Consider the following 12,240-nt stretch of genomic DNA (forward strand, 5'->3'; position numbering starts at 1 on the left):
AGTCTTACATCAAACAGCAAGAGCAGCTTGACGACCGAGGTTCGGATGAACCAGGTGAATTCTAGTCGTTTAAATCAACCCGGCAGTCTTTAAGACTGCTAAATACCGTCAAGCCCCCGGCTTTGCCGGGGCGTTATGACTTTAATGATTGATTCATTTTGTGTTTTTTAAGCAGGATTCTAACCACTTAAATGATTTTTGGATAATATCTGGTCTTTTTCGAACGTAATGATCCATATCCGGAACACGTAAATAGGTTATATTTGCACCAACGTTTTTTGCTTTTTGCACAAAGGCATCACTCGATTGAATAATCGTATCTTGTGCACCAGCGACAACCAAAAATGGTGTGCGTATCTTTTTGTAATCTGGCAAAGGATAAAGTAAAGCATCAGCATGATATTTATAGCTCATCCCTAAAAAATTTTGATCAACATTTGGATTGCGTATAATAATATTCATACGTGTGTCATAATTTTTTCGTGCTTTAATATCTTCTGAGCAAATACAACAATCACTTAATTTAATATGATGAAGACATTCAGGATTTTCAACAAGTAATTGTTGTGTGAATATCCAAAGCTCTTCGCGCCATGACCAGTCACCCGCACCTGACCAATTCATCGTCGCAATACTAATTTCTGGATAATCTTCTGTAAGACTTGTTACTATTGGGCCGCCCTCTGAAACCCCAAAGAAAATTATTTTTTCATTCCATCCTTTTGGTGGATTCGTTTTTAAATGATTAATTACTGTCTTATGATCTTTTAAACGTTGTGATCGTGTGTAATGATCCATGAATCCTTTTTCGTTAATCTTATTGCCATCAACACCCCATTGTTCTAGCGTTAAAACGCCTGCGCCTAAATCAAGAAATTCTTTTAAGAAATAGCGATGAAAATGGATAATACTTTCGATATTATCTTTGGTTGAAGATCCACCACACATAATAGCAATAGGGTAATTGTTTACGGATGGTTTACTTAAATAGTAAATAATATCAGCTGTATTTTCATCCAAACGTTTTGTTTTAAACCGTGAAGAAGGCGGAATATTATAAGAAGGTATGTCTTCTCTATTGGTAAATTTATAGGGTGTTATTTCATTAGATTCTGATGCACTGACCAACTTCAACGAAAAGACAACGTTTAATAAAATAGATAATAAAACTCTCATGATAGATTCCCATCATTTTTAAATTCTAAAATATCCCCAGGCTGACATTTTAAATGTTCACAAATGTTTTCAAGCGTTGAAAAGCGAATGGCCTTCGCCTTGCCAGTTTTTAAAATCGATAAATTTTGGATCGTAATACCAATTAACTCAGCCAAATCTTGCAATTTCATTTTTCTTTTGGCCAACATCACATCAAGATTCACAATAATACCCATAAAATCCTCCATTATATTGTGAATTGTTGTTCATTATGAAGTTTGCTCGCTTCTACCATTACCCAAGAAATAACAATCACAAGAATGCCAGAAAAGAGAACTTCTATATTAGGTGTTCCAAAAGTAAGCGTAATATAGCGATGACCTGCAGGATTTGAAAATGTAACACCAAGCATCATGAGCGTTTCACTGAGCGGTTTTGCAAGAAGCGCATCAAAAAACATGAGCCAGCCCAAATATTTATAATGATTAGCATTTATCGTATTAAAGACTTCACCTTTTTGATAATTTCGAAAAATAGCTTTGAGAACGAAAAAACTTAAAAATAATGGCAATGTACACAAAATTTGGCTAGCAAAACCAATTATTTTTGACGTAAATGTCCAATTAACGGCACTCAAATAAATCGAACCCTCGGGTGTTTCGACTGGATGATGCAATAACCCTTGCGCTAAAAGATTTTTTATTATGTCTGAATCAATAAAAATCCATTGAATGATAATGAATAGTGGATAAGCTATTATCAATACATTGAAGATGAACAATAGATAAGAACTTACTTTTTGAATTTGTTTCATTGCGATCTCATATAATAACGTTGATGTGATTTACATCTTATCAATCAAATTTTGTATGTCAATAAGTTTTTATCGTTTATCAATAAAAAATGAATTTATTTATACGCTCGTTTCGCCTCTGAATCTGAAGAGAAAGAGCGCTAACGTAGAAAACGCACAAAAATAAAAGGCAAAATGAATAAGTTGATTTTCATCTGCAATATCGGCGAAAACTGTGCCAAGAAGAGAAAAAGATGTGACGACAATTGAGCGTAATGAACTTGAAGTTGCTTTAAGATCTGGAAAATAGGCAAAAACTTTTGTAGTTGTTGCAGGAAATAAAAGACCAAATCCCAGAAAATATATAAAAAGACTTATGTAAATGGGTATTATTGAATCAATATTAGTTAATGCAATTATAAACAAAACAACAGAGGCTAAAATTCCTAATGTAATAGCTAGATAAATAAGGTTATTCAATCCAATTTTTTGTCCATATTTTCCGGCAAGATAACTACCACACGCATACCAAGGCATAAGCGACGTTAAAAATAATCCGTATAATTCTGGTGAATATTGGAATTTTTCTTGAATATAAAAAGGTAGATACGAAATCATAAACCACTCACCTGAAACAAAAAGTGGAGATATGAGAAGTATAAACATAAATGATCGCGTGGTTAACATGCAATAATAGTCTTTGAAACGAAAAAGATTTTGCTTTTTGTGTGTGTCAGGCATATCTTTCGGGACAATTTTTAAAATGCCTATAAACGAACATATATAAAGCGCAACGAGAATATGAAAATTATATCGCCATCCAAAATAATTAGTGATATATCCTCCAAAAGCAGGTGCTAAAGCGGGAATGATGGCAAAATAAATACCCAATATGCCGAAAACTTTTGTAGCTTTATGTTCAGGTGTGTAATCATGAATCATTGCAAGACCTATAACACTTACTGTAGCACCACCCATCCCTTGAAGAATGCGTGCAAAAAGCAATTGGTTAATAGAAGTGCAAAAGGCTGCAAGTATGCTGCCCATAATTGCAATCAAAAGCCCCATTAAAAGGATTCTACGTTTACCATAATGATCGGCGATTATGCCTGAAAATAAACAGGAAAGGATGGCGCCCGCCAAAAAATAAGTTAGACTGTGCTGAACAATGTCCCGATGTACATTAAATTCACGCGCAATTATAGGCATACTGGGGGTATAGATATCTGTTGAGATAAAATACGCAATAATTGATAAAATAATAAACGTTATAATTTTCATAATAGAGGTCGCACATTCAACAGTGAAGCACACAATCTGGATTTAGTTTCATAAGCCAATTGATGGTAAGATGACTCTAGCCAAAAGGAGAATATCTTATGGTAAAAACCCACTATTATTTGACCTATGAAGAACGTTGCCAGATTTATGCACTTTTGAAAAGAGGTGTAAGTAACCTGAGCCTGGGATTAGGTTGATTTTTTTATAAAAATCAGGCAAGTAACTCTAAATAAAACCAAATACAAAGAGGGTTTGCCAGTGTACCAAGATATCACAGAACTTTTTTGCCGTATTGATGATTTTTGTAAAGATGTTAAAAAAAATGAAAAAGTAAAAACTTTGGGTAGTGCCCATCTTCAAAAATGAAGCACGACACCTTAAAGTGTATGTTGAAAAATATAGTCACAGAAAGGCATTGCAACGAAATTCAACAAGAATTCCTTCTATATCAGAAAGTGAAATAGTAACAATGTTCAATTGCTTAAAGTCGTCAGGATTTAAGGATATTTAAAATAATGACCCAAAATCCACCCAAATTTATGCTGCTTATAACAGTCATCCTTATGGATATTTTAGCCGGGATGGAATTTGATCTTTTTGTACCAAGTTTTCCTGAATTGCAAGGTCAGTTTAATCTCTCACCATTCTGGGTTGAAGCCTTATTATCGGTTAATTTTATTGGCTTTTGTATCAGTCTATTTTTTGTAGGGGGGATGGCTGATCGATATGGCCGTAAGCCAATTATATTGCTGGGTCTTGCGACTTTTATCGTGGGTAGTATCCTTTGTTTATGGGCCATATCTTTTCAATTGCTTCTTTTTGGGCGTTTTCTTCAAGGTGTGGGCGTTGCAGCGCCTGCGATCCTTAGTTTTTTAATTATTGCGGATAGCTATCCTGTTAAAAAACAACAATATTTTACGGCGATGTTGAATGGATTTATGAATGTCTCTGTAGGGTTTGCACCTGTTATTGGGTCTTATATCACCTTGTATTTTCATTGGCAGGGTAATTTTATAGCGCTTTTATTGTTAGGACTCGTAATATTTATGATGACCCTATTTTTTATTCCAGTTACTAAATCAACCGGACCTAAAGAAAGCATTTCTTGGCGAGGATATATCCCAATATTTAAATCAAAACCTTTAAGGCTTTTAATCATATGTTTTATATTTTCGTTTGTTCCTTATTGGATTTTTGTGGGCATGTCACCAATATTGTACATGAAAGATTTAGGCGTGAGTCTTTCACATTTCGGCTATTATCAAGGCGCATTAGCGTTAATATTTGGACTTGGCAGCATCTTTTTTGGCTTCGTTATCAATAAATATGACCAGAAGAAAATGCTCTATTTTTCACCTCTTATGATGATTATTGCCTTAATTATGATTGTTTTTGTCTCAGCCTTAGATAGTCGTGATCCTTTGCTAATTACTCTTGCTTTCTTACCTTTTTGCATCGGTCAGATTATTCCAACTACGATACTCTACCCTTTGTGCATTAATTTTATGCCGCAGGCAAAGGGGAGGGTATCAGCCATTATTCAAGGGTCACGTCTTATTCTTGCTGCCCTTGGTCTACAATGCGCTGGTTATTTTTATCAAGGATCATTTCGTAATATTGGAATAATTTTAGTTGTTTTTATCCTTGTTACAATCGTTATGCTGCTTTTTGTTATTAATAATAGTAAAATAGTGAAGTTTTCCAATGAATAGGGTGTTATATGGTAGAGATTAGATTTGTAAAAGCAACACATGATCATGAATGGGTACATTATCATCGTATCAATGAAAAACAAATTTTTAAGCCAAGGAATCTCGTTTACAATCGCGAACGTCCCTGTTTTACTGATCTAAGTCACCATCATTTTGTGCTTTATAGTGGGTCCGATATTGTTGCTATGGCGCATGTCCAAGTCCTGAATGAGAACGAGGTCGCTTTGAAATGTTTAGCAATAGATTCAAATTTTCAGCATAAGGGTTTTGGGAAAATCATGATGCGGTTCATTGAAAAATGGTGTCTTGATCAGGGAAGAAATGCTCTTAAAATGCATGCGGCTTTATCAGCTGAGCATTTTTATCGTCAATTGGGTTATGTTGAAATGCCTTTTGGTGAACAATCGATTGCGCAAGATGTAATTGATTTAGGAAAGTATTTATAGTCAGATACATTGACTTATTTGTCGCCTTAATCTATTTTTTAAATAGTATAAAATTTTTATCAGGAGTTTATCATATTGCGTAAAATATTTTTTGCATTATCTGCTGTTCTTTTTTCATTCTCTACACAAGCTTCAAATAATGCTTTTGTCGCTAAAGAAAATGGCAAAATTGTTAAACAAGAGGGTAAATGCGATGAACGTCATTCCCCGTTTTCTACTTTTAAAACACCTTTAGCCCTGATGGGTTTTGATGCAGGTATATTAACTAATCCACAAGCACCATTGGTAGAATTTACATCAGAAATAAAGAAAAATATTGAGCCCTGGTATATGCCAGAAAAATATCCAGGCATGATTTTTTGGGGTAGAGCTCAAACACCTGCTTCCTGGATAAAATATTCTGTTGTTTGGTATTCTCATTATGTTTCTCAAAAACTTGGTATGAAAAAATTCCAGCATTATGTGAATGAATTTAATTATGGGAATAAAGATGTCTCAGGTGATTCACAAAAAAAAGATGGATTGCTTACGTCATGGATCCAGAGTTCTTTAGAGATATCTCCTTTAGAACAGGTTGATTTTATTGAAAAATTAAGCACTCTCAATTTGCCTTTATCAAAGCAAGCACAAGAACATACGAAAAATATTATTGAATTGGAAAATGTTGGGGATGATTGGAAACTTTATGGCAAAACAGGTGGTTCAAAAAAGCAAGGTTGGTTCGTTGGTTGGATTGAAAAAGGAAATCGAATTATATCTTTTACTCAATATATCGAACAATCTGATGATTCTTTGATAAGCGGCGGACGTGTTGCAAAAGAAATTGCCAAAGATAATTTGATAGGTTTGATGTTGCCGTTATAGAATAGTGAACTAATTATAAAATACTACAAGTTGAAGATCATCTAGCTCCTTCTTCCTACTTCCCGCGGGAAGTAGGGGGATTATAGTGTTTTCGAGTTATCCTAACTATATTTAATCATGATTTTTTCTTTTAAACTGACGCGCCATAACAGTTTGAGGCTTGAATGCAACCTTATACCCTATTTTTATTTTACATTCTTGGAATAAATTTTTCTGCGCTTCAATTAATAAAGCTCCTGAAAAGCTTCTATACAATAATCTTCCTGTTTTTTCCCATGTATTAGCATAACGTAATATGAATTTTTTATTAATAGGTGGAAAATAAAGCATACGTTCACGTTTTAAAAACGAAAAGGATGATTTTTCAAGCAGATTTCGGATTTGTCGTGTTGTGAAAGGCCGACCATGACCAAAAGGTGTTTTGGATAATTGAGACCACATCCCTTTACGGTTTGGCAAAAGAAGTAAAATTTTACCGTGATCTGCTAAAACGCGCCAACATTCACGCAAAAAAAGACTTGTTGATTCTGTATTTTCAAGTGTGTGCATAACAAGAATATAATCAACACAACAATCTGGAAGGGGAAGTTCTTCCTCATAGGTTAAAAAAGCTGAATTGAGTACATCTTTTTTAGGCCATTGAACAATACCCTGCGCTGCAGGCATTGCCATCATAAAACGATCGGCGATGGGTATTAAATCTTCTAAAAAAGGAATGGGATAGCCAATGCCCAAAATTTTTTGATGGTGTAAATTTGGCCAAATTTCTTTAATTTTTTTAAATATAATCTTCGCTGCACTTTGTCCCAAGTCAGCGTCATAAAAGTTTATTAATGTGCGTATATCATGAAACATGATTCATTATAGCGCAATTTTAATTCAATACATCTAGATAAATATAAAAGTTATATTAAGCTTCATTTTTTAAAGCACAATATTTACCTGAAAAATAAAGCAAAGGCTGGGCATCGGTTAGTTTTAGATCTTGCACTTTACCTAAAATAATATCGTGATCACCCCCATTATAAATTGCTCCTTTTTCACATTCAATGATGCCTAAAGCATTTTTTAATTGAGGACAATTATTTTTACCAAATTCAAAATCTATATTATCCCATTGATCTCCAAAAAAGGGTTTTGCAAAATGTATAGAAAGATCTGTTTGGGTATCAGCTAATATATTAATTGTAAAATGAGATTGATTCCCTAAATGGGAATAAAAACGTGTTTTTTTGGCAAGACAAAAAAGAACCATGGGTGGGTCCAATGATAAAGACGAAAATGCATTAATCGTGAGACCAAAAGGTTTTTGATGAGCATCTAATGTAGTAACGATGGCAATGCCGGTTGTAAATTTACCCATTACTTTTTTAAAAAGCGCTTCTTTTATCATACTATATCCTAATTATGTTAAGCATGATCATAAGGATTTAAGCGCATTTCGTCAAAAGAAAAAGAATTTTAATAAAAAGGGCAAAACGCGTTTACCCTTTTTTGAAACGTATTAATGCAAAACAAGAAATAAGATATTAAGCACGAAAAAGTCAACTTATCTTAATAGTCCTCCACGATATCAAATGATTGCATTTTGGAACGAATGTGTTCTAAAAAATTATTTTTATGCTGAATCCGTTTTGGCGCAGTTTTTGTAAGATAGGCCGCAACAACATCGTGATCGCCGCCATGCTTTTTAAAGAACTCAACAAATTTTTTGCGCGCATTTCTTATCTTCTTTTGTTGATTTCTGCGCGCTGATTTTGATAATGATATTGGAATAACACATTCCTGTTTCTTTTCAGCAGCTTCATTCTGCTCGATTTCATCACCACCAACATCAGATCTATGTATAGATTTTTTAGGAATATTTTGCATTTCTAAATCTTCGCCATCAAAATTTGTCATTGTAGGACCATCGTCATCTTCCACATCAAATATTGTATCATCGATATGTTTTAATGCATTTTTTGCCTTACGATGTGTCGTCCACCAATGATAAATATTGTAAAAATTAAGACTGCAAACCCACGCAACGAATCCAACACCGGCACCTACACCAATACCGACATATGTCCAATAGGATTCACCTACTTGCTGTGAAATTGTTTGCCCAATAGTAAAACCACCTACAGCACCAGCAGCCACGGAACCAAACATTGAAACAAGTTTATTTTCGATAAACGTTATCCAAGTACGATTTGTATTTGGTGTTTCAATAGAAGGCATGCTCTTCCCAGGGTTTTGAGAGGCTTTTAACACCCAAAAAGCTTGTATTTGAGTATCATCTGGTACATCAACCTCCACGCCATCTGCATAAAGACCGCTGACTGCCATTTGCGCATCTTTATCTCCTTCAACAGGATTATTTGACCCATCTAAATAATCATGCGCAATTGCAAAAGTATGGGCATAAGGATGGTTTGGATCGAGTTCTGCTGCATCTTTATAAAAACTCGCAGCTTTTAATAAAACAGCTTTCGCTTCTTCAAGATGGTTATTAAAATAAAGATCTTTTATTGCTATTTGATCTGCAGCACGCGCTGATTTAAAAAGAAAATTAGCAAATTCTTTGGATTGAACAGGATCTAAATTGAGATCTTGAAAATTATGACTTACAGCTTTTGGTATGTATGAAAAATTACACAACAATGATAAGTTGAAAAAAACGCAAAATTTTAGATATTTTGTTAGTATATACATTATGTTACTCCCTATATTTTTTAATTAATATAAAGTGTAACAGCTTTAAGCATTTTGAAAATGATGTAAAAAAACATCAAAAAAATATGTCTCACTGATTATTGAATGGATTTTTCTATTTTAAAATTACATGTTTTCAAATTGGGAGAAATTTGTGGCAATATTTTAAATATCCTTATTATTAAGCAGGGTTTTCTTTTTTACGTCGTAAAAGTAAATAAAAAGCACCGCTTCCACCATGTTTAGGCTGCGCTTTTGTGTATGCAAGGATTTTGCTGCGTAATAAAGGGTCATTTAGCCAATCTGGAAAAGCATCACGGATTGTTTTTTGATCTTTAGGTGTTCTTGATCCTTTACCCGTTATAATTAGGACACATCTTTTGCCGTTTTCTTGCCATCCCTCGATAAGTTTTATAAGTCTATAATGTGCGTCATGAAAACCAATACCATGAAAATCAAAACTATCTTCAAGAGGAAGGCGTCCTTTTTTAAGGCGTTCGAAAGTTCTTTTATCAATATCAACGGGCAGATCGATATTAAGGGCACGAATTTGTTTTTTAGAAGATATAGATGATTTTTCAATAATTTCTTTCGGAAGATTCTCTTCATCACCAGACGACGCTGGTGCTAAAACGACGTCTAAAGGTTGTAAGGATTGTGTATATTGAGTCCATAATTCTTTGTCTTCTTGTGACATTTCTTTTGTTTTTTGGCCTTTAGTTTTTTGTTCTTCGGGTGATATTTTTTTTGATTTTGTAGACGATTTTTCGACTTGACGTTTTGTATCGCGCATGGCCTCTTGCCAAAGAGATAAATCTTCTTTGTTTAAAGCAGAATCTTTTTTTTCTAAATCTGTTTTCTTGGAATCCGTCATACCTAATCCATTATTAATCATAAGTATGATGGCATAAAAATGAAATTTTTGCTATTAAACAGAATGTTCGATAGGTGATTTGCTATAAGCAATAAAAGGTTTTGTTTTAAACCCATCATTACCATAGGTAACAGGATTTCCTTGCATATCTAAAATACAACCGCCTGCGCCTTTTAAAATAGCATCTCCTGCTGCAATATCCCATTCGCAGACTGCTGATAATCTAGGATAAATATCATATTGACCTTCTGCTAATGCACAGAACTTCAGGGCACTACCTAATTTTTGAGCATGTTGGAATTGATTTTCTTCAATAAAATGTTGAAGTCTAGGTGTGTAATGTGTGCTTGTTACAGCTTTAAGGGGTGATTTCATGGGATTAGTGCTGTATAATTTTTGAGGTGATAGATTTTTCTCAATCATCCATGCAACTTTATCTGTACCTATCCAAATTTTTTCAGTAGGTGGATGGGCGATAAGGCCAAATATGGGTATATAATTTAAGATAAGCGCAATATTAATACAAAACATACCATTTTGATTGACGAAGCCATCTGTACCATCGATCGGATCCACACACCAAAAATCACCATTTTGTAATTGAGTGATTGGATTATCTGCAAAAGTTTCTTCTGAAATAATTTCAATATTGGGCGTTAGCTCTTTTAGTTTTTTTAAAATAATATCTTCGCTCGCACGATCAGCCAAGGTTACGAAAGATCCATCTTTTTTACGCGTTGTGCCATATGGATCGCCGTAATAGGACATGACTTTTGTGGAAGCTTCAAGGGCTAAATCGCATAATTCTTGAAAATATGTTTGTATATTAAAGTTTTTCATTTTTTTTATTATATTTATTTTGCATATCTTGATCTTATTTCATTGAACAATATCATACAAGCATTTGCCTTTTCTTTGTTGTTAGATAAACCGTAAAAGTTAATGGCTGATAATAAATATCCCAATGCTTCATGGATATTCTGATGGTTTATAAAAAAGAAAGCAGCCTGTTCATAAGCAAGGCCTTGAATAGAAGGTTCCTTTATACGATCACTTAATTGTAAACTTTCATTCAAAAAATAAAGTGCCGTATCACTATCTTTTAACAATAATTCATTCAAAAGAAATTGATTTAATTTTGAGTAATGTAAAATTGGTAAAAAATGATTTTTTTCAGATACATGTTTAATAAATTCAATAAAATGGTTAATTTTTTCTGTAAAAGATGCTATTAAACTAAATTCTTTTTTCTGTAATTCTAAAATAAGCATATTGAGTTGATTTGAAAAGCGATCTAATAAAAAAATCAAACTATCATTGTTTTGCAATTTATTAATTTGTAATTCGCATTTCCTAAAATTATCGAGTATATTAGTTGTAATAAAATTATCATTCTCGTTTTCAGACAATGCGCTCAATTTATTTAATAAAATTTTTGTATGATGTAGATTTATTAAAGCAACATATAATGGATTTGAATTAAAGAATAATCTTATATCTTCTGTTCTTGATTTTTTTTCAACATCTATAATTTCATCTGGCAAAGCATCCAACTGAAAAGAAAGATCACAATATATGTCGATAAGATCAGCAATATTGTTTTGATTTTTTGTTACATAAATTTTTTGACCGAGACCTTCAATAGATTTTAGTGTTTTTTCATATTGTATATTCAATAAATCACTAAGTATTTTTCTTAATTCTACTTCATAGTAATCTAAAAATTTAATTTTTTGCAGATTAAAATTAGAAATAGACAAACAATATGTTTTAATATTATTTAATCGAACATAAAAACTATCAACCATCTGTTTTTTTATTTTAAAATCAGGGAAACAATTAAGTTGATTGAAGCATAATTCAAGTTGTATTTTAATTTTTTTAAAACAAGAAGTTTTTTTAGAAGGATCTAATAATTCAGATAATTTTATTAAATATAAATCTATCAATGATAATTGAAACAAAAATTTATGCTTCATATTTTCTTGCTTAAATTTATAATTTTTGATACTTGTTAATAAAGTTGTTATAATTCGATAAATTTCATTTTTTTGAGCAACCTCTATTTTATTGTTTTTATACAAACAAAGGAATGTTGATATATCTTCTAAAATGATATCCAGAACAACTTCTTTTTTCAAAGATCCATTGGCGTCAAGTTTTTTAAACCAGCGAAAATCATGTTTCATAACTTCCAATAAATTATTAATAAGAGCTTCATTTTGACCAGTAATTGTGCATACCTCAATACAAGCGTGCAAATAATCACTTATATTTTTATCTTCTTTTTCATAATTTGCCAATAGATTACAAGTAGTTAAACAAAATATAAGTAGTAATTTTTTCATAATTTCCACATGATTAATAAATATAATAATTAGTTATACTAAAATTTATTTAAAATTACAATAAAATTAA

The 12,240-nt window shown here is 32.6% G+C and carries 13 protein-coding genes; 3 read left to right on the top strand and 10 right to left on the bottom strand.

Annotated features, from left to right (window positions below):
- Positions 1-153: 153 nt before the first annotated feature.
- The 4 genes from Q8L85_05075 to Q8L85_05090 form a co-directional block, all read right to left on the bottom strand.
- On the bottom strand, positions 154-1,176 hold the full coding sequence (locus Q8L85_05075) for an alpha/beta hydrolase (GenBank protein MDP1724057.1): 1,023 nt from the start codon (positions 1,174-1,176) through the stop codon (positions 154-156).
- Positions 1,173-1,391, bottom strand: a complete 219-nt coding sequence (locus Q8L85_05080) for a helix-turn-helix transcriptional regulator (GenBank protein ID MDP1724058.1) — start codon at positions 1,389-1,391, stop codon at positions 1,173-1,175. The genes Q8L85_05075 and Q8L85_05080 overlap by 4 nt, the downstream gene beginning before the upstream one ends.
- A gap of 11 nt (positions 1,392-1,402) precedes the next feature.
- The gene (locus tag Q8L85_05085; protein ID MDP1724059.1) at positions 1,403-1,969 is read right to left on the bottom strand and encodes a DUF2975 domain-containing protein; all 567 of its coding nucleotides are present in this window, start codon (positions 1,967-1,969) and stop codon (positions 1,403-1,405) included.
- A 99-nt stretch (positions 1,970-2,068) separates the two neighbouring features.
- Positions 2,069-3,229, bottom strand: a complete 1,161-nt coding sequence (locus Q8L85_05090) for an MFS transporter (GenBank protein ID MDP1724060.1) — start codon at positions 3,227-3,229, stop codon at positions 2,069-2,071.
- A 515-nt stretch (positions 3,230-3,744) separates the two neighbouring features.
- On the opposite strand from Q8L85_05090, the gene Q8L85_05095 reads away from it, so the two are divergent.
- From Q8L85_05095 to Q8L85_05105, 3 genes are all read left to right on the top strand, one after another.
- On the top strand, positions 3,745-4,941 hold the full coding sequence (locus tag Q8L85_05095) for a multidrug effflux MFS transporter (protein MDP1724061.1): 1,197 nt from the start codon (positions 3,745-3,747) through the stop codon (positions 4,939-4,941).
- A gap of 8 nt (positions 4,942-4,949) precedes the next feature.
- Entirely contained in the window at positions 4,950-5,387 is a 438-nt protein-coding gene (locus Q8L85_05100; GenBank protein ID MDP1724062.1) for a GNAT family N-acetyltransferase, read from the top strand.
- A gap of 75 nt (positions 5,388-5,462) precedes the next feature.
- Positions 5,463-6,251 (top strand): penicillin-binding transpeptidase domain-containing protein, encoded by a 789-nt coding sequence (locus Q8L85_05105; GenBank protein MDP1724063.1) that lies wholly within the window; start codon positions 5,463-5,465, stop codon positions 6,249-6,251.
- Positions 6,252-6,362: 111 nt separating this feature from the next.
- Here Q8L85_05105 and Q8L85_05110 read toward each other — a convergent pair whose 3' ends face one another.
- The 6 genes from Q8L85_05110 to Q8L85_05135 form a co-directional block, all read right to left on the bottom strand.
- Positions 6,363-7,106: a methyltransferase domain-containing protein gene (locus Q8L85_05110; GenBank protein ID MDP1724064.1), complete on the bottom strand. Its 744-nt coding sequence runs from the start codon at positions 7,104-7,106 to the stop codon at positions 6,363-6,365.
- 55 nt (positions 7,107-7,161) lie between these two features.
- Complete coding sequence (locus Q8L85_05115; GenBank protein MDP1724065.1) at positions 7,162-7,644, bottom strand: flavin reductase family protein; 483 nt, start codon at positions 7,642-7,644, stop codon at positions 7,162-7,164.
- Positions 7,645-7,805: 161 nt separating this feature from the next.
- On the bottom strand, positions 7,806-8,948 hold the full coding sequence (locus Q8L85_05120; GenBank protein MDP1724066.1) for a hypothetical protein: 1,143 nt from the start codon (positions 8,946-8,948) through the stop codon (positions 7,806-7,808).
- Positions 8,949-9,129: 181 nt separating this feature from the next.
- Complete coding sequence (locus Q8L85_05125; protein ID MDP1724067.1) at positions 9,130-9,822, bottom strand: Smr/MutS family protein; 693 nt, start codon at positions 9,820-9,822, stop codon at positions 9,130-9,132.
- 54 nt (positions 9,823-9,876) lie between these two features.
- Positions 9,877-10,662 (bottom strand): inositol monophosphatase family protein, encoded by a 786-nt coding sequence (locus tag Q8L85_05130; protein MDP1724068.1) that lies wholly within the window; start codon positions 10,660-10,662, stop codon positions 9,877-9,879.
- Between the two features lie 14 nt (positions 10,663-10,676).
- Positions 10,677-12,170: a hypothetical protein gene (locus Q8L85_05135; protein MDP1724069.1), complete on the bottom strand. Its 1,494-nt coding sequence runs from the start codon at positions 12,168-12,170 to the stop codon at positions 10,677-10,679.
- Positions 12,171-12,240 lie beyond the last annotated feature (70 nt).

This window comes from Alphaproteobacteria bacterium, assembly GCA_030680745.1.
Classification (GTDB): Bacteria; Pseudomonadota; Alphaproteobacteria; order JAUXUR01; family JAUXUR01; genus JAUXUR01.